The sequence below is a fragment of the Streptosporangium sp. NPDC050148 genome, from assembly GCF_055586505.1.
In genome coordinates, this window is the sequence record NZ_JBVJIA010000031.1 from 26,796 (window position 1) to 44,888 (window position 18,093).

Annotated in this window: 13 protein-coding genes and 2 pseudogenes; 2 read left to right on the forward strand and 13 right to left on the reverse strand. The window is 74.1% G+C overall.

Annotated elements, in window-relative coordinates; translation table 11 throughout:
• Window positions 1-248: 248 nt before the first annotated feature.
• The 7 genes from pucD to uraD form a co-directional block, all read right to left on the reverse strand.
• Entirely contained in the window at window positions 249-2,636 is a 2,388-nt protein-coding gene (gene pucD / locus ACZ6RT_RS28885) for a xanthine dehydrogenase subunit D (RefSeq protein WP_470157176.1), read from the reverse strand.
• Window positions 2,633-4,018, reverse strand: coding sequence for an 8-oxoguanine deaminase (locus tag ACZ6RT_RS28890; RefSeq protein ID WP_470157177.1), 1,386 nt, complete (start codon window positions 4,016-4,018; stop codon window positions 2,633-2,635). Before ACZ6RT_RS28890 ends, pucD begins: the two co-directional genes overlap by 4 nt.
• Window positions 4,015-4,530: a (2Fe-2S)-binding protein gene (locus tag ACZ6RT_RS28895; protein WP_470157178.1), complete on the reverse strand. Its 516-nt coding sequence runs from the start codon at window positions 4,528-4,530 to the stop codon at window positions 4,015-4,017. The genes ACZ6RT_RS28890 and ACZ6RT_RS28895 overlap by 4 nt, the downstream gene beginning before the upstream one ends.
• The gene (locus tag ACZ6RT_RS28900; protein ID WP_470157179.1) at window positions 4,530-5,405 is read right to left on the reverse strand and encodes an FAD binding domain-containing protein; all 876 of its coding nucleotides are present in this window, start codon (window positions 5,403-5,405) and stop codon (window positions 4,530-4,532) included. The genes ACZ6RT_RS28895 and ACZ6RT_RS28900 overlap by 1 nt, the downstream gene beginning before the upstream one ends.
• Window positions 5,406-5,408: 3 nt before the next feature.
• Entirely contained in the window at window positions 5,409-6,320 is a 912-nt protein-coding gene (gene pucL / locus ACZ6RT_RS28905; protein ID WP_399193284.1) for a factor-independent urate hydroxylase, read from the reverse strand.
• Between the two features lies 1 nt (window position 6,321).
• Window positions 6,322-6,633, reverse strand: a complete 312-nt coding sequence (gene uraH / locus ACZ6RT_RS28910) for a hydroxyisourate hydrolase (protein WP_344896529.1) — start codon at window positions 6,631-6,633, stop codon at window positions 6,322-6,324.
• 79 nt (window positions 6,634-6,712) lie between these two features.
• A complete protein-coding gene (gene uraD / locus ACZ6RT_RS28915; RefSeq protein ID WP_470157180.1) occupies window positions 6,713-7,270 on the reverse strand; it encodes a 2-oxo-4-hydroxy-4-carboxy-5-ureidoimidazoline decarboxylase in 558 nt (185 codons plus the stop codon).
• 132 nt (window positions 7,271-7,402) lie between these two features.
• Between uraD and ACZ6RT_RS28920 the strand changes: the two genes are divergently transcribed.
• On the forward strand, window positions 7,403-8,977 hold the full coding sequence (locus ACZ6RT_RS28920; protein ID WP_470157181.1) for a PucR family transcriptional regulator: 1,575 nt from the start codon (window positions 7,403-7,405) through the stop codon (window positions 8,975-8,977).
• A 214-nt stretch (window positions 8,978-9,191) separates the two neighbouring features.
• Window positions 9,192-10,025: pseudogene (locus ACZ6RT_RS28925) on the forward strand (deoxyribonuclease IV); the annotation flags it as partial.
• A gap of 1,537 nt (window positions 10,026-11,562) precedes the next feature.
• Here ACZ6RT_RS28925 and ACZ6RT_RS28930 read toward each other — a convergent pair.
• The 6 genes and pseudogenes from ACZ6RT_RS28930 to macS form a co-directional block, all read right to left on the reverse strand.
• A pseudogene (locus ACZ6RT_RS28930) lies at window positions 11,563-12,288 on the reverse strand (LytR/AlgR family response regulator transcription factor); the annotation flags it as partial.
• Window positions 12,289-12,354: 66 nt separating this feature from the next.
• A complete protein-coding gene (locus ACZ6RT_RS28935; protein WP_399193291.1) occupies window positions 12,355-13,545 on the reverse strand; it encodes a sensor histidine kinase in 1,191 nt (396 codons plus the stop codon).
• Window positions 13,546-13,593: 48 nt separating this feature from the next.
• A complete protein-coding gene (locus tag ACZ6RT_RS28940; RefSeq protein ID WP_399193293.1) occupies window positions 13,594-14,211 on the reverse strand; it encodes a molybdopterin-dependent oxidoreductase in 618 nt (205 codons plus the stop codon).
• 134 nt (window positions 14,212-14,345) lie between these two features.
• Complete coding sequence (thiI, locus tag ACZ6RT_RS28945; protein WP_399193295.1) at window positions 14,346-15,548, reverse strand: tRNA uracil 4-sulfurtransferase ThiI; 1,203 nt, start codon at window positions 15,546-15,548, stop codon at window positions 14,346-14,348.
• Window positions 15,549-15,900: 352 nt separating this feature from the next.
• The gene (locus ACZ6RT_RS28950) at window positions 15,901-16,539 is read right to left on the reverse strand and encodes a response regulator (protein ID WP_399193297.1); all 639 of its coding nucleotides are present in this window, start codon (window positions 16,537-16,539) and stop codon (window positions 15,901-15,903) included.
• Between the two features lie 229 nt (window positions 16,540-16,768).
• Entirely contained in the window at window positions 16,769-17,875 is a 1,107-nt protein-coding gene (gene macS, locus ACZ6RT_RS28955; protein ID WP_470157182.1) for a MacS family sensor histidine kinase, read from the reverse strand.
• Window positions 17,876-18,093: the final 218 nt, after the last annotated feature.

Below are 18,093 nucleotides of genomic sequence, written 5' to 3' on the forward strand. Positions count from 1 at the left end.
TGGCGAAGGGGACGGCACGCGTTCCCGGCCGGTACGAGCGGACGGGAGGCGGACACCGGACCCGATGAGACGGAGGACCATCTTGGCATCCGTCCCCGCGCGCCCCGACGCCCGGCCCTTTCCCGCCGTCCCGGCTGCCGGGACGCTCATCTTCCCGCCGTCCCGGCTGCCGGGACGCTCATCCGAGCCGCCGTCCCGGCCCCACGCCACGACGCTCACGCGAGCCGTCGTCCCGGCCACCGGAGCGTTCACGCGAGCCCGGCGACGTGCTCGGGGCGGAGCGGCACCCGGTTCAGCGCAAGGCCGGTGGCGTCGCGGACGGCCGCCACGATCGCGGGCGTCGAGGAGAGCGTGGGCGGCTCCCCGGCACCGCGCAGCCCGTACGGGGCACGCGGGTCGGGGTTCTCCAGGATGTCCAGCCGCATCGGCGGCATGTCCAGGATCGTGGGGATCAGGTAGTCGGTGAACGAGGGGTTGAGCACCAGCCCGTCGCGGACCTGGATCTCCTCCATCAGCGCCAGCCCCAGCCCCTGCGCGGTGCCGCCGTGGATCTGCCCCTCCAGCGAGACGCGGTTGAGGATCCTGCCCACGTCCTGCACGGCCGCCAGCTCCACCACCTTGACCAGGCCCAGCTCCACGTCCACGTCCACCACGGCGCGGTGCACGCAGAGCGCGAGCTGGGTGTGCGAGGCGCCCTGCCCGGTGAGCGGGTCCATCCGCTCGGTGGGCGCGTGGTGGTACTCGCGGGTCTCCTCGATCACGGCGTCGCCCAGCACGTCCTCGACGGCGACGCCCGCGCCGCCACCGGCCGGGACGACCTCGCCACCGGCCAGGCAGAGGCCGCCGGGCGCGGTGCCGAGCCGTGCCGCGGCCAGGGTCAGCACCCGGTCCCGCACCGCCCGGCAGGCGGTCATCACCGCGCCTCCCGACATGTACGACTGGCGGGAGGCCGAGCTGGAGCCCGCGTCGCCGACCCGGTTGTCGGCCGGTTGGATGACGACCCGCTCGACGCCCAGTTCGGTGCGGGCGATCTGCGCCTGGACGGTGACCAGTCCCTGGCCGACCTCGGCGGCGGCGGTGTGCACCAGCACGGTGGCCCGGCCGCCGATCACCTCCAGCCGGACGCGGGCGGTGGAGAAGTCGTCGAAGCCCTCGGAGAAGCAGATGTTCTTCAGGCCCACGCCGTAGCCGACGCCGCGCCGCACCCCCTCCCCGCGGGTGGTCTGCGAGGCGCCACCGGGCAGGCCGAGCGGGTCGGCCGTGTCCAGCGGGGCGGGCATCGGCAGCTCGCGGACCCGTTCGAGCATCTCGGCCATGGGCAGCGGGGCGGCGACCACCTGCCCGGTGGCCAGCACGCCCCCCTCGGACAACGCGTTGACCTGCCGTACCGTGAGGGGGTCGAGCCCGCAGGCGTCGGCCAGCCGGTCCATCATCGACTCGTAGGCGAAGCACGCCTGCACCGCGCCGAAACCGCGCATCGCGCCGCACGGCGGGTTGTTGGTGTAGACCCCGTACGCGTCGATCCTGATGTTCGGGATCGTGTAGGGGCCGACGCCGAGCGAGGCCGCGTTGCCGACCACGGCCATCGTCGAGGAGGTGTAGGCGCCGCCGTCGAGGAGGATCTCCACGTCGGCGTACAGGAGCCTGCCGTCGCGGGTGGCGCCGTACTCGTAGCGCATCTCGGCCGGGTGCCGGTGGACGTGCCCGAAGAACGACTCCTGCCGGTTGTAGACCATCTTGACGGGCCGGCCGGTGCGGAGCGCGAGCATGGAGGCGTGGATCTGCATCGACAGGTCCTCGCGCCCGCCGAAGGCGCCGCCGACGCCCGAGAGCGTCATCCGGATCCGCTCCTCGGGCAGGCCGAGGCAGGGGGCGATCTGCTTGATGTCGTTGTGCACCCACTGGGTGGCGACGTAGAGGTCGACGCCGCCGTCCTCGGCGGGCACGGCCAGTCCGGACTCCGGGCCGAGGAACGCCTGGTCCTGGATGCCGACCCGGTACTCGCCGGAGACCACCACCTCGGCCCGCGTCCTGGCCTCGTCGACGTCGCCGACCCTGACGGGCTGGTGGCGGACGAGGTTGCCGCGCGGCTGCACCGGCGGGCAGGACGGGTCGAAGGCCGCCCTGCGGGCGTCGGTCAGCGGCTCCACCACCTCGTAGTCGACCCTGATCATCTCCAGCGCCCTGCGCGCGGTCTCCGGGTGGTCGGCCGCGACCAGCGCGACCGGCTCGCCCTGGTGGCGCACCTCGTCGAAGGCGAGCACCGGCTGGTCCGGGATGTGGTCCAGGCCGAAGTGCTTGCTGCCGGGCACGTCCTCGTGGGTGAGGACGGCCGCCACCCCGGGGTGCGCGAGGGCCTCGGAGACGTCGACGGCGACGATCCGGGCGCGCGGGTGCGGGCTGCGCAGGGTGGCGCCCCACAGCATGCCGTCCATCCACAGGTCGGAGGAGTAGGCGAACTCCCCCCTGACCTTGAGCGTCCCGTCGGGCCGCGGCGGGCTGTCGCCCACTCCTCCGGAGCCGGGGGCCGCGATCTCGCGCGGCGCCCGCGCGGGGGCGGTGCGGGCCCGCGCGGCCGTTCCCGTACCCGTTCCGGCGCGCGTCCCCGTGCCCGGGACCGGTGCGGGCCCGTTCATCGCCCGACCTCCCGGTCGGCGGAGAAGCCCCGCTCGTCGGCCAGCCGGATGAGGCGGCGGTGCGCCTCGGCTCCGGCGCGGCCCAGCTCGTCCTGGGCGACGGTACGCAGCTCGTCGTCCTCGACGACGGTCCTGCCGCCCACCAGCAGCCGGGCCAGCTCCGGCTGCCGGGTGCCGAAGACCAGGGCGCAGACCGGGTCGTCGACCGCGGAGGCGAAGGCCCCGGTCCGCCACAGCGCGATGTCGGCCAGTTTCCCCGCCTCCAGGGAGCCGAGCTCCTCCTGCCGTCCCAGGTTCCTCGCCCCGCCGAGGGTGGCGAGCTCCAGAGCCTGGCGGGCGGTGAGCGCGGTCGGCCCGTACCGGGCCCGCTGGAACAGCAGGGCCTGGCGCATCTCCCCCGACAGCGAGGTCAGCTCGGCCGAGGCGCTGCCGTCCACCCCCAGGCCGACGTTCGCCCCCCTGCGCAGCATCTCGGAGACGCGGGCGATCCCGGCGCCGAGGCGGCCGTTGGAGGTGGGGCAGTGCGCCGAGCCGGTACCGGTCTGGGCGAAGACGTCGATGTCGTCGTCGCTGAGGTGGACGGCGTGCGCGAACCACACGTCCGGGCCGAGCCAGCCGAGCTTCTCCATGTACGCGACCGGACGCTGCCCGACCTGCTCCAGGCAGTGCTCCTCCTCGTCCAGGGTCTCGGCGAGGTGGGTGTGCAGGCGTACCCCCTTGGACCTGGCCAGCGCGGCGGACTCGACCATCAGGTCGGCGCTGACCGAGAACGGCGAGCAGGGGGCGACCGCGACGCGGAGCATGGAGGAGAAGGACGGGTCGTGGTAGGTGTCGACGGCCTCGGCGGTCGCCTCCAGGATGTCGTCCAGCCGCTCGACCACCACGTCCGGCGGCAGGCCGCCCTGCGACCGTCCCCGGTCCATCGAGCCGCGGGCCGGGTGGAAGCGGACGCCGACCCGCCGGGCCGCCTCGATCTCGGCGGCGAACAGGTCCCCGCGCCCGGAGGGGAAGATGTAGTGGTGGTCGCTGGAGGTCGTGCAGCCCGACAGCGCCAGGTGCCCCAGCCCCGCGCCGGCCGCGCCCGCGACCACCTCGGCGTCCATCGCGGCCCACACCTGGTAGAGCGCGGTCAGCCACTCGAACAGGGTGGCGTCCTGGGCGAGCCCCTGGGAGGCCCACTGGTAGAGGTGGTGGTGGGTGTTGACCAGGCCCGGCGTGGCCAGGCAGCCGGTCCCGTCGATCCGGACGGCACCGTCCGCCTCCGGGGCGGGCCCCGCGCCGAGGGCCGCGATCCGGTCGCCCTCGACGTGGAGGTACCCCGACGCGATCTCCGGGCCGACGACCGGGGCGATGTGGACGTTCTCGATCAGGACGGTGCTCATCGGCGCTCCTCGGGCGTGGGGGTGCCGCCGTACGGCACGGGATCGTCTCCGGCCCTGCGCGCCGCGGCGACGCGCACGGCGTCGAGGATCTTCTCGTACCCGGTGCAGCGGCACAGGTTGCCCGCCAGGGCCTCGCGGATCTCCGCGTCGGACGGCCGCGGCACCCGTTCGATCAGGTCGTGCGCCTGCACGACGAGACCGGGGGTGCAGAAGCCGCACTGGACGGCACCGCACTCGGCGAACGCCTCCTGGACCGGGTCGAGCCGGTCGCCGTCGGCCAGCCCCTCGACCGTGCGGACCGTCCGGCCCTCGGCCTGCCCGGCCGCGACCAGGCACGCGCAGACCGGCAGGCCGTCCAGGTAGACCGTGCACGAGCCGCACTCGCCCTGCTCGCAGGCGTTCTTGGAACCGGGCAGGCCGACCCGCTCGCGCAGCACGTACAGCAGGCTCTCGCCCTCCCAGACGTCGTCGGCGGTCTCACTGCGGCCGTTGACGGTGAAGGTGACGCGCATCAGCCGGCCCTCCTCTCGAAGTGCCCGGAGCGCAGCTCGTTCCACGCCCAGGTGAGGGTGCGCCGCGCCATCACCGCGACGGCGTGGCGCCGGTAGGAGGCGGTGCCGCGCACGTCGTCGATCGGCGAGGCGGCCTCGGCGGCCAGCTCGCCGAAGCGCGCGAGCACCCCGGGGTCGAGCCGGGCCTCCCAGTCGAGCTCGGCGGCCAGGAACTCCTCGGCGGCGACGGCGCGGCGCGGCGTCGGGGCGGCCGAGCCGATGCCCGTGCCGACCCGGCGCTCGCCGGGGTGCAGCGCGATCGCGAACGAGCAGACCGCGATCACCATCGCGTTGCGGGTGCCGACCTTGGAGAAGTACTGCGGGCCGGTCGCCGGAACGATCCAGAACGCCCGGATCAGCTCGTCGGCCTCCAGCGCGCTGTGCTTGACCCCCAGGTAGAAGCCGTCGGCCGTGATCATCCGGGTGCCCCGGGCCGCGGACTCGACCTCGACGACCGCTCCGGCGGCCAGCAGCGGCGGGTGGGAGTCCCCGGCGGGCGAGGCCGCGCCGAGGTTGCCTCCCACGGTGGCCCGGTTGCGGATCTGCGGAGAGCCGACCGTGCGGGAGGCCTGCGCCAGGCCGGGCAGCCGGTCGCCCAGCTCGGCGATGAGCCGCGCGTACGTCACGCCCGCCCCGACCCTGAGCCGGCCGTCGGGCTCCTCGCTCCAGTCGGCCAGACCGGCGACCCCGGTCAGGTCGAGCAGCCCCTCCGGGCGCCGCGTGTCGAAGTTGAGCTCGACCATCATGTCGGTGCCGCCCTGGATGGGCGCCAGCCCGGGCCGCTCCGCCTTGGCGGCCAGGGCCTCCGCCCACGTGGCGGGTCGCAGGAAGTCCATGCGTCACTCCCAGCTGAAGCGGGCCTCGGGGGCGTCGTCGCGCAGTACGGCCCCCTCGATCAGCCCGTAGGGACGGTCGGCGGCGTGGAACACCTCGTTGGGGTTGTCCATCCCGAACGGGGTGAGGTCCACCGTGAAGTGGTGCCTGTTCGGCAGGGCCAGGCGCACCTCGCAGATCTCGTCACGGGCGTTCAGCACCCGCTCGCCCATCGCGTAGAGCGTCTGCTGCAGCGACAGGCTGTAGGTCCCGGCGAACGCCTCGACCAGGTGGCGGCGCACCTCGTCGTAGGACTCACCGTACGACGCCGCCCTTCCCGGCCCTGCGGGCAGGTGCCGCCAGCGGGCCGAGACCTCGGTGGCCAGGACGCGGTCCGCGGTGGGCCGCAGGGTGGTGTACTCGTCCTCGGCGAACCCGGAGAACTCCGAGTCGGTCGAGTTGAGCACCACCAGGTCCTTGAGCCCGGAGACGACCGTGGTCGTGCCGTCGGCGTCGTGGTGGACCAGGCAGGTGCGGGTCTCCCGTCCCGAGCGGACGAAGGAGTGGCGCCGGTCGCCCGCCCCCGGGCCCGCGGCCGAGGCCGGCACCGGGATGCGGTCCCAGAAGTGCTCCTCGACCGACACCCGGGCGTGGTGGACGGCCGGCTGGGACCCCACGTAGTGGCGGGCCAGCAGGATCGCGAAGTCCTCGATCTCGGCCACGCCGTGCTTCCTGGCGAAGGCGTACACGGTGTTCTTCTGGGTGTCGGTGGGCAGCACCGCGGTGTTGTCGCCGGTGAGGTGGACGGCCTCCATGTCGCCGGACAGGGCCGTGGAGACCGTGAGGTCCTTGAGGTGGTGGACCCCGCCGTCCCTGACGACGCGGACCAGGCGGACCTCGGCCTTGCCGTAGCGGTTGGGACCGAGAACGACGCGCACGCTAGCTCCCCCGGTACGTCGAGTAGGCGAACGGGCTGAGCAGCAGGGGCACGTGGTGGTGCTCCCCCGGGTCGGCCACGGTGAAGTCGATCGAGACCCGCGGGTAGAAGGCGTCCACCGCGCGGGAGGCGAAGTAGCCGCCGGTGTCGAAGACCAGCCGGTGGGCGCCCGCACCGCACGTCCACCCGGTGATCCGGCCGTCGGCGTCGGTGACCCCCTCGGCGAGCACCTCGCCGTCCCGTTCCAGGCGGACCGCGACCCCGGCCGCGGGCCTGCCGAGGGCGGCGTCCAGCACGTGCGTGGACAGGCTCACGCGGCCTCCCCGGAGAACGGGCCGCTCACGGGGTCTCCCCGATGGGACGGGGTCACGGGGTCCTCCCGCAAAGGCGGGTTCACGGGGTCTCCTCCGGAGCCGGGGTGGTCCCGAGGAGCCTGGCCAGCCTCAGGCGGGTGATCGCGGCGAGTTCGGTCCTGACCACGTCCTGCTCGGCCTCCTCGTCGTTGCCGAGCCGCCTCGTGAGGCGTTCCAGCATCTCCTCGGCCGACAGGCCGGTGGCGCAGACCAGGTAGACGTGGCCGAACCGCCGCTCGTAGGCGCGGTTGCCCTCGGCCAGGCCCTCCAGCAGCTCGGGCCCGGCCGCGCCGACCCCCGACTGTTCCCGGCGGGACCAGGCCGACTCCCGTCCGGTGTCCTGGGGGCCGGGCGCCTGCCCGATCCTGGGGTGGGCCGCCAGCGCCTCCAGCACGTCCGGCCAGTCCAGTTCCCGTACGGCGGCCTCTGCCGCGCCGGCCAGCCGGTCCGCGTCGGGGTAGGGGCGTGCCGCGGCCACCCGCCGGGCGAAGGCCCTGCTCGCGCAGCAGGTCAGCAGCTCGGCCTCGGCCTCGCCGGCGTCCAGCGCGTTGAACGCGGCGAGCCCGTCGGGCGGCGGGGCGGGGTTCACCGTGGACATGTCAGCCAGTACACACACCGTGAGCGCCCGCGGTCCACCGGCAGGACGTCCGAACCGTGGCAAGGGTCCGCCATGAGTTTTCGTAACATGCTCCGAACCTGCCGGTGCCCGGGGCTCGGTTACCCTCACGACATGCGGCTGAGCGCACTGCTGGAGACGACCGGGCTGGGCCTGTCGCTGGTGTCCGGCCGCGACGAGCCCGACCCGGTGCTGCGCTGGGTCGTCACCACCGACCTGCTCGACCCCGGCCGCTACCTCGCCGGGGGCGAGCTGGTCCTCACCGGGCTGGTCTGGCGCCAGGACGCGGCCGACAGCGAGACGTTCGTCCGGTGCCTGGCCGAGGCCGGGGTGTCGGCGCTGGGGGCGGGCGACCCCGACCGCGACGAGCTCCCGCCCGACCTGGTGCGGGCCTGCCTGCGGCACCGGATCCCGCTGCTGCACGTACCGGCCGCGCTCTCCTTCGCCGAACTGACCGAGCACGTCGTACGGCGCCTGTCGTCGGGCAGGGTCTCGGACATCAGCGCCGTCCTCGACCGGCACCGGCGGCTCGTCGCCGGGGTCACCGCGGGCGCGGGCCTGGGCCCGGTGCTCCGCCTGGTCGGCCACGACCTGGGCATGCCCTGCTGGGTGCTGACCCCGGCCGGGCGGGTGGTGGCGGGCTCGCACCCGCTCCCCGAGGGCGCGGCCAGGCCGCTGGCCAGGGGTTTCCTGACGGCCAAGCGGATGCCGTACGTCCCTCCCGGCGCGGAGCGCTACTCCGTGCTCGCGGTGGACGAGCAGTCGACGCCCCGGGTCGCCGACTGGTTCCTGGCCTTCGAGGGCGCCTGGCAGGACTGGTCGCCGGAACGGCGGGCGCTGGCCTCGGAGCTGGCCGCGGTGGTCGCGCTGGAGCGCGCCCGCCTGGACGACCGGCTGACCCCGGAGGGGCGGACGGCCCAGGAGCTGGTCGGGCTCGTCCTGTCCGGGGGCAGGCCGGACGACTTCCTGCCCCGGCTGCGGGCCACCGGCCTGCTGTCCGAACGCGGCTACGTGGCGGTGTCGGCGACCGCGCGCGGGGACCTGCGGCCGGGCGAGCTCCGCGTCGTGGTCAAGGAGATCCTGCACCCGATGTGCGCCGTCCCCGCGGTCGGGGTGGCCGGGGGCGGCGGGGGCGCCGGGGACGAGATCATCGCGCTTCTTCCCGCCCCGGGACCGGGCGGCGCGGGAGAGGGCGCCGCGGGGACCGACGTCACCGCCATGGTGCGCGAGGCCGTACGGGACCTCGCGCCCGGTCTCGGCAGCGGCGGGCTCACCGCCGGGGTCAGCGGCGTCGTCCCGGTGGAGGGGCTGCTCGGCGCGGTCGAGGAGGCCCGGCACGCCCGGCGGATGGCCGAGGACCGCCCGCAGCCGGACGCGGTCGTGGGCCACGACGAGCTGGCCACCCACCTGCTGCTGCTCGCCTCCGTCCCCGACGACGTGCGGCGGGTGTTCCGGGCCCGGCTGCTGGACCCGCTGCACGACTACGACCGCGCGCACCGCGCCGACCTGGTGGGCACGCTGGAGGCGTTCCTGCGGGTCTCGGGCTCGTGGACCAGGTGCGCCGAGATCCTGCACGTGCACGTCAACACGCTGCGTTACCGGATCCAGCGCATCGAGGAGCTGACCGGCCGCGACCTGTCCGGCCTGGAGGACCGCGTGGACTTCTTCCTGGCCCTGCGGCTGGGATGACCGCGTCCTCCGGCCCGGACGACTGACCGATGATCGCGCCCCCCGGCCGGGATGATCCGCCGATGACCGTGTCCCCGGGTCCGGACGATCCGCCGATGACCGTGTCCCGGCGGCCCGGACGACCCGCCGGAGGTCGTCCCCGGACGGGAGACCGCGGACGGGCACGGCGCGGGAACGGTGCCCCGGTGGGGAGAGCGCCTAAAATGGCCTCACCATGACTCCTCTCTCCCCCATCGGCGGACACGTCTCCGTCACCGGCGGCCTCGCCAAGGGCGGGCTGAAGTACGCGGCCGACATCGGCGCCGAGATGATCCAGGTGTTCGTCACCAACCCCCGGGGCTGGGCGCTCGCCGCGGGCGATCCCGCCCAGGACGCCAAGCTGCGCGACTCGGGCGTGCTCTCCTTCGTGCACGCGCCGTACCTCGTCAACCTGGGGTCCCCCAGCCCGGACACCCTGGACAAGTCCCTGGCCACGGTGCGGCACGGCCTGCTGCGCGCCCACGCGATCGGTGCGAAGGGGCTGGTCGTCCACACCGGGTCGGCGGTGAGCCAGTCCCGCGACGACGCCATGCGCCAGCTGCACGAGCGGCTCCTGCCGCTCCTGGAGGAGATCCCCGACGACGGGCCCGATCTGCTGCTGGAGTCGATGGCCGGACAGGCCGGGATGCTCTGCAGGACCGTCCAGGATCTGGAGCCCTACCTGGAGGCCCTCGAATGGCACCCCAAGGCGGGCGTCTGCTTCGACACCTGTCACTCCTTCTCCGCCGGTCACGACCTGTCGACGTCCGAGGGCGTCAAGGAGACCCTCGACGCCCTGCAGGCGATCGCCCCCGGGCGGCTCAAGCTGATCCACGCCAACGACTCCAAGGACGAGTGCGGCTCCTCGCGGGACCGGCACACGAACTTCGGCGCCGGTCACATCGGCGTCCTGCCCTTCATGGACATGCTGCGCCATCCGGTGGCCGCGGGGGTGCCGTTCTGCATCGAGACCCCGGGAGGGGCCGAGAAGCACCGCGCGGACATCGAGGTGCTCAAGAAGCTGCGTGAGGGCGAGATCCCCGACCTCACGACCGTCACCGTCGAGGTCGACAGCGTCGAGGTCAGCAGCGTCGAGGTGGAGGAGACCGAGGTCCGCCAGACCCCGGCACGGAAGACCAGGGTCCGCAAGACCAAGGTGCGGAAGACCGAGGTCCACAGCGTCGAGATCCGCGAGACCGAGGTCGGCGGCGCCGAGGTCCGCGAGACCGAGGTCACCGAGGTCCGCGGTGCCGAGGTGAGCAGCGTCGAGGTGCACGACGTCGAGGTCGAAGCCGTCGAGATCCCGGCCTCCCGCCCCGAGGCGTCGATCCCCCAGCCGTCGACGCCGGCCCGCTGAGATCGCACCCGGCTCCCCGGAACCGCGTGCGATGCCGGTGGCCGGGTGAAGGCCACGGGGCCGGACGGCGGGCCCGTCCCCGGCGAGGACCGCAGGATCGAGCGGGACGCCCGTCCCCGGACGAAGGTCATCGAGCAGGACGGCGGGCCCGTCCCCGGCGAAGAGCGTGGAATCGGACGGGACGCCCGTCCCCGTGATCCGGCCGCCCCCGTGTGGCCGGATCACGGACAGGTCCCCTGCGCGGGCGTCCCGTCGTATCGGAGATCGGCGGCCCCTTCCCCCCGGTAAGGACCCGGCGGCCGATGACCGGACCTCGCCGGTTACCGGCGATCGCCCGGTGCCCGCGCATCAGGTCTTGTGCGAGCCTCGCGGCTCTGTCCCCCCTGATGCGGCGGGTCTCGCTCTCCGATGAGGGAACACTAAAGGCGCGTCCGGACGGACGAGATGCGCTTGACGCCCAGCGCGATTAACGGCGTGTAGTTGTCGATGTGCGGAGGGCACCGGCACGACGAGCGGCGGACGGCGGACGACGAGCGGTCGATCCGGGGCCCATGGGGCCGGTGGGGACCCGCCGGGGCGTGGAATCGCCGTCGCGGTGCGACCGGCTCACGGCACGCTCGACCGGCCGGTACGCGATCGCCGCAAGGGCACGCCGGACGGTCCCGGGGCGGCCCGGGACGAAGACCCGAAGGAAATGGCGAAGGGCGAGCCCGGGCGGCCGGAGTCCTGCGAACGACGCCGGACCACGGCCACGACCTCCTACGAGGGGCAGGAGCGGCCCGAGAACGCCGTCAACGGCTCCGCGGGCGGCCGCGGAGCCTTCAGACGGTCACCGCAGGGCGGCGGAGGGCACGGGCCTGTTCTGGACCGCGCGCGACGCGGCGGCCACCCCCGGCGCGCTCGAAGCCCTCGGAGCACTCGAAGAACCGGAGGTGCTCGAAGAACCGGAAGTACTCGAAGAGCCGGAAGCAGCCGGAGCACCGGAGACCCTCCGGGAGCCCGGAGCATCCGAGACATCGAGGGCGCTCGAAGCCACCGGGGCACCCAGCACACCCGGCGTACCCGACGGGCCCCGCACACCCGACGGGCCCGAGGCACCCGACGCCCCCGGGGCGCCCGGCACCGCGGGCCCCCCGGGCTCGCCCGCCGTGTCGCCCATGTCCGGCATCCCGGCGGCGACACCGGTGATGCCCGGCACGTCCGGCCGGTCGCGGAACTGGCGGACGAGCCGCTCGCGGACCTGGCGGGTGTGGCGGCGGCTGACCGGGAGCGTCTCGGTGCCCACCCGGAGCGTCACCCGGCCGGCGTCGAAGCGCAGCTCGCTCACGTGCCGTACCGAGACCAGCGTGCTGCGGTGCACCCGGATGAACCCCGAGCCGGCCCAGCGCCGTTCCAGGGCGGCCAGCGACATGCGCACCAGGTAGCCGCCCTCCTCGGTGTGCAGGCGGACGTAGTCGCCCTTGGCCTCGGCGTACCAGACCGCCTGCTGGGGGACGAACCTCGTCCGCCCGGCCAGCTCCACCGGGATGACGTCCTCGGCCACCGGTTCCGTGGCCGCGGAGGACGCGTACTCCAGGCGCCGTACGGCCTCGGCCAGCCGGTCGGCCCTGACCGGCTTGAGGAGGTAGTCGACCGCCTCCAGCTCGAACGCCTGCACCGCGCAGTTCTCGTGGGCGGTGACGAAGACCAGCCGGGGCGGGTTCGGGAAGCCCGCGATGAGCCTGGCCAGGTCCAGGCCGTCGAGGCCGGGCATCCGGATGTCGAGGAAGACCCCGTCCAGCCGCTCGCCCGTGCCGATCATCTGGACCATGTCCTGGAGTGCGGTGACGCCGCCGACCGCCGTGGAGACATGCTCGATCCGGGGGTCCTGGCGGAGAAGATATGCGATCTCCTCAAGGGCGGGGACCTCGTCGTCAACGGCCAGGACTCGCAACATGACCCTACGCTGTCCCTTCCAGCACACTCACCGCAACCCGCATGGCAACTTCGGGTAATAGTTTGACTACAAATAGCTATCACCGGAGGGGGGCTTGGGGACGCGCAGCCGCACCCGGGTGCCCGCTCCCGGAGCGCTCTGCACGGCCAGCCCGTAGTCCTCCCCGTACAGCTGGCGCAGCCGCACGTCGACGCCCGCCAGCCCGCCCCCCTCGTCCTCCCCGGGCGCCGCGGAGCCGCCGAGCAGGAGGCGGACCTGCTCGGCGGGCATGCCGGGGCCGTCGTCCTCCACGCTGATGTGCGCCTCGGACCCGGCGTCGGAGACCACCACGCGCACCTCGCACGAGCGGCCGGTGGCGGCCACGCCGTGCTTGACGGCGTTCTCCACCAGCGGCTGGAGGCACAGGAACGGCACCGAGAGCGAGAGCACCTCGGGCGCGACCCGCAGGGCGAAGCCGAGCCGGTCGCCGAATCTGGCACGTTCCAGGAGCAGGTAGCGGTCCACGCAGTGCAGCTCCTCGGCGAGGGTGGCGAGGTCGCGGGCCCGGCGCAGCGCGTACCGGTTGAAGTCGGCGAACTCCACCAGCAGCTCCCTGGCCCGGTCGGGGTCGGTGCGGACGAACGAGGCGATGGTGGTGAGCGCGTTGTACACGAAGTGCGGGGACATCTGGGCGCGCAGCGAACGCATCTCGACCTCCATGGCGCGCCGCCGCGAGGAGTCCAGCTCGGCCAGTTCCAGCTGGCCCGAGGCCCAGCGGGCGACCTCGGTGACGGTCCGCACCAGCCCCGCCCCCACCACGGTGTCGTACGCGGCCAGCGCCCCGACCGCCCGCCCGTCGACGGTGAGCGGCACCACGATCCCGTCCCCGGCCGCGGCGCACCCTGGTGTGTCGCAGCCGGAGGCGTCCCGGGAGACCAGGTGCGGGCGCGCCGAGGCCAGGACGGGCCGGGCGTGCTCGCGGGCGTGGTCGTACCTGCAGGCCGGTGCGCCGTCCCAGGCGAGCAGTCCCTCGGGGCCGGTGACCGCGACCGCGCCGGTGCCCAGCAGCGCGCGCAGGTGGCCGACGGCCTTGCGGGCGGAGTCACGGGTGAGACCGGACCGCAGCGAGGGGGCCGCCATGGCCGCGATGTGCAGGGTGACGAAGGTGGCCTCCTCGGTCGGCCCGCCCGCCCGGCCCGGGGACCGCCGCCGGCGCGGGAGGACGAATCCGATGAGGACGCTCAAGGCGCAGAGAAGCACCCAGCCGGTGGTCGACATGCGGGAAACCGTAGTCAACCCGCCCCTGTGATCAGGGGCGAACGCCGATCACGGCGGGCCTTCGCCCGCTTCCTCCTGGTACGAGTACCGCTGCTCACGCCAGGGGTCGGCGATGTTGTGGTAACCGCGCTCCTCCCAGAAGCCGCGTTTGTCCTCCAGCAGGTACTCCACGGCGCGCACCCACTTGACGCTCTTCCAGGCGTACAGGTGCGGGACGACCATCCGCACCGGGAACCCCCGCTCCGGGGAGATGGGCTTCTCGTCGAGCTCCAGCGCGAACATGGTCTGGGCGCGGGTGAAGTCGCCCAGCCGCACGTTGGCGCTGTAGCCGTACTCGCCCCAGATCATGACGTGCCGCACGCCGGGTGCGGGCGGGACGAGCTCCATGAGCGTCGCCGTGGAGACCCCGCTCCACTCGTTGCCCATGATCGAGAACTTGGTGACGCAGTGGAAGTCGGCCAGGACCGTGGTGCGCGGCAGCCCGGAGAACTCCGGCCAGCTGAAGCCGTGCTGCTCCCCCGAGGCGGTCGCCCCCATGACGTGCAATCGCCAGGTCTCCGGGCGGAACGTGGGCACCCGGCCGTAGTGCATCACCGGCCGGCCCCGGGGGACGTACTGCCCCGGTGGCAGGCGGGGCTCCTCGGGCGGTTCGGGCTGCTCCACCATCACTCCCCTCGCCGTTTCCCCGATGGCACGGGGTAATCCTGCCATCGAGGGTTTTCCACCGGCTCGGCGGCCACCGGATAACGCCCCCGGGACGCGGGAGCCGCCGATCCGCCCGGGGCCCGGGGCGCGGGGCGTCAGGCGTCGAGCCGGTACTCCTGCAGGGACCCGGCCAGCCGGGTGGCGAGCTCCTCGACGTCGAGCCGCCGCTCGATCTTCTTCAGGTCGGCGATCCTCGCGGCCGTCTCGGCCTTGCGGGGGGCCAGCAGCGTGCAGCAGTCCTCGTCCGGCAGCTCGGAGATCGTCAGGGTGCCGATGCGGCGGGCCTCGGCCATGATCTCGGTCTTGTCCAGGCCGATCAGGGGACGCAGGATCGGCATGTCGACCGCGTCGTCCTGGGCGGTGATGTTCTGCAGGGTCTGGGAGGAGACCTGGCCCAGGGAGTCACCGGTGACCAGGGCCCCGGCGCGCAGCCGCCGGGCGACCTCCTCGCCGGTCTTGAGCATCAGGCGGCGCTGGGTGATGACCGCCAGGCGGTCCTGGCCGGAGGCCTTGATGGACTGCTGGGCCTTGCCGAAGGGCACGACCCACAGCCGGGACCCGCCCTGGAACCTGTCCAGCGCCCGGACCAGCGCGTACGCCTTGTAGATGGACTCGGAGGTGGTGAAGGGGATACCGGAGAAGTGCAGGAAGTCCACGCGCAGGCCGCGGCGCATCATCCGGTAGGCGGCCACCGGGGAGTCGATGCCGCCGGACATCAGGACCAGGCCCCGGCCGCTGGTGCCGACCGGCAGCCCGCCCTGGCCCGGCTGCCCGCCGGTGAAGACGAACGCCTCGTCGCGGTCGACCTCGATGGAGACCACCAGCTCGGGCCTCTTGAGGTCGACGGGCAGGCCGTAGATGTCGTTGAGCTCGCCGCCGACCGAGCGGTCCAGCTGCATCGAGGTGAGCGGGAAGCGCTTGTCGCGGCGGCGGGAGCGGACCGCGAAGGAGACGCCGCGCCTGACGTCCTCGCGGTCGGCCAGCAGCTCGATCGCGGCCTTGGTGATCGCCGAGGGGTCCTTGGCCACCCGCCAGGCGCGGTGGACCCAGACCAGCCCGGGGACGTAGGAGACGCGCTCGGCGACCGCGTCGGCGACCGCGGCGTCGCTGCCGTCGGGCAGGAAGAGCGCGATCACGCCGTGGCGCTGCCGCACGTCGACCTTGACGCCGACGTCCTTGAGGGCGGCCTTGATGTTGGCCTGCAACCTGCGCTCGAAGAGCTCGCGGTTGTTGCCCTTGAGGACGACCTCGCCCAGTTTGAGCAGAACGCAGGGCTCGCCCAAGGCGGACATGGTCATGGTGCGACCTCCGGTGGAGCTTCGAGGGGAACGGGGGTTACGGGGGGTGCGGGGGCGACGGGGATGCGGGGAAGTGCACGGGCTTCGGGACGTGCGGGGGCTCACGGGCCGGCGCGGGGCCCGGCGGGACCCACGCGACCCCGCCGGGCCCCGACGAGACCCTGCCGGGACTCACGCGGACCCCGCCGTGAGCCTCCGGGGAGGCTCGGCGGGCCCGGCCACGAGACGCCGCGTTTTTCGGGAGGTTTCAGGGGATGGGGGAAGTTTAACGGCGAACGAACGATGGGGCTTCGTCAAGTCTCTCGCGCGTCCGCGTAAAGGCAACCTCTCGACCTTGTCACCTTAGTCGTGCCTATGACTCGTCGAGTCCTTGCTCGATGGCGTACCGGACGAGCTCCACCCGGTTGTGGAGCTGGAGCTTGTTCAGGGTGTTCTGGACGTGGTTCTGCACGGTCCGGTGGGAGAGCACCAGCCGCTCGGCGATCTGCCGGTACGACAGGCCCTTGGCGACCAGGCGGAGCACCTCGGTCTCGCGGTCGGTCAGGCGCGGGGTCGCCTCGGGCGCGGGCCGGGCGGCCAGCCTGCGGTACTCCCCCAGCACGAGCCCGGCCAGGCCGGGGGTGAACACGGCGTCGCCCTCGGCGGTACGCCGGACCGCGTCGAGGAACTCCTCCTTGCTCGCGGACTTCAGCAGGTATCCCGAGGCACCGGCCTTGACGGCCTCCAGGACGTCCTCCTGCTCGCCGCTGGCCGAGAGGACCAGCACCCGGGGCGGCGGCTGCGCGGCGGCCAGCCCCCTGGCCACCTCGACCCCGGCCAGGTCGGGCAGGCGCAGGTCCAGCACGACCAGCTCGGGCCTGACCGCAGCGGCCACCCGGAGGGCCTGGCGCCCCTCCCCGACCGTGGCCACGACCTCGTACCCGGCCTCGGCCAGGTCCCTGGCCACCCCGTCCCTCCACATCGGGTGGTCGTCCACCACCATCACGCGCATCCGCCCACCATAGAGCGCGCGACGGTACGGGGCCCCTCCGCTCCCGCCGTACGGGCCGTCCGGCCGGGGGACGGCGGGCACGGACCAGAGCACGGGTGACCGGCCGTCCGGCCCGGGACGGCGGCACGCGACCGTGTCCCGGGGCGAAGGGCGAGGGGCACGGCGCGTCGGCCGTCCGGCCGGGGGGTGACGGGCACGCGACCGCACCCCCGGACCGGAGGGACACCGGCTATCCGGCCGGGACCGACATCTCGATCTCGGTGCCCCCGCCAGGGGCGGAGATCACGGTGACCGTGCCGCCGACGTCGGCGATGCGGCCCCGGATGGACTGCGCGACACCGAGCCGGCCGTCGGCGGCGGCCTCCTCCAGGCGTCCGGGCGCGATGCCCGGCCCCTCGTCCCTGACGGTCACGGTGACCAGCCCGTCGTCGGCCTCGGCGAAGACCCACGCGGGCGCGCGTGCCCCGCAGTGCCGGGCGACGTTGTCCAGGGCGGCCCCGACGGCGGCGGAGACCTCCGTGGCGGTGGCCGCGGGCAGGGTCAGCGGGGTCGCCGGGGCCGAGACCGTGACCGTGGCCGAGCCGTACCGGTGCAGCAGGGCGCCCAGGTCGGCGGTGCCCGCGGCGGGCGGCTCGGGCCGGAGCCTGACCAGCTCGCGCAGGGCGGCCTCCTGCTCGCCCGCCAGCCTGCCCAGTTCGGCCGCCTCGCCGCCGATCTCCTGGCCCCGCCGCTGGACCAGCGCGAGCACCTGGAGCACCGAGTCGTGGATGCCGCGGGCGAGCCGTTCGCGCTCGCGGCCGGCGGCCTCCATCTCGATCGCCCGCTGCATGCGCTCCTCGGCCGTCCTGGCCAGCCGGGCGACGTGCCCGACGACCACGCCCGCGAGGAAGAGCAGGACGGTGCCGTTGATGGGCAGCGTCTCGAACCCGCCGGGGGCGGCGCGCAGCCACAGGTCGGCCGACGAGACCACCAGCGCGGCCACGGCCCCTGCGCGCCGGCCGCCGTACACGGCCCAGGCGAGCACCGCGCCGCCGATCCAGGTGCCGGTGACCGGCAGGTCACCGGGCCGGTAGGCGCCCTGTACGGCCGGGGAGGCGAGCAGGCAGCCCACGGTCACGAGCATGTCGGCGGCGAGCAGCGGCCGGTCGCGGAACTCCTCGACGGAGTAGGCGAAGATCGTCGCCGCGGTCCACAGCGCCATGACGCCGATCACCAGCCCGCCGACGGCCGGGTGGGCGTATCCCCCCGCGCGGGCGAACAGGACCACCGCGTACGCCAGGGAGGCGACCCGGAACACCGCGACCGCGCGCCAGAACGGCCCCTCGATTCCCGCCACCCGCCGACCATACCCTTCGCCGGGAAGGCGGTGAACTGCGCTGTTCGTCCCTGAGGCGGCGGGCATCCGGGGACGGCGCGGGACGGGCACGGGGAACGCCCGGGACGACACCGGGGTACACCGGGTGGACGCATGGGAGGGGGGGGGGGGGGGGGGGGGGGGGGGGGCTGCCCCTTCTCCTATGGGGAAGCGGGGGTCCTTGTCCCCCGTGGCTGGGG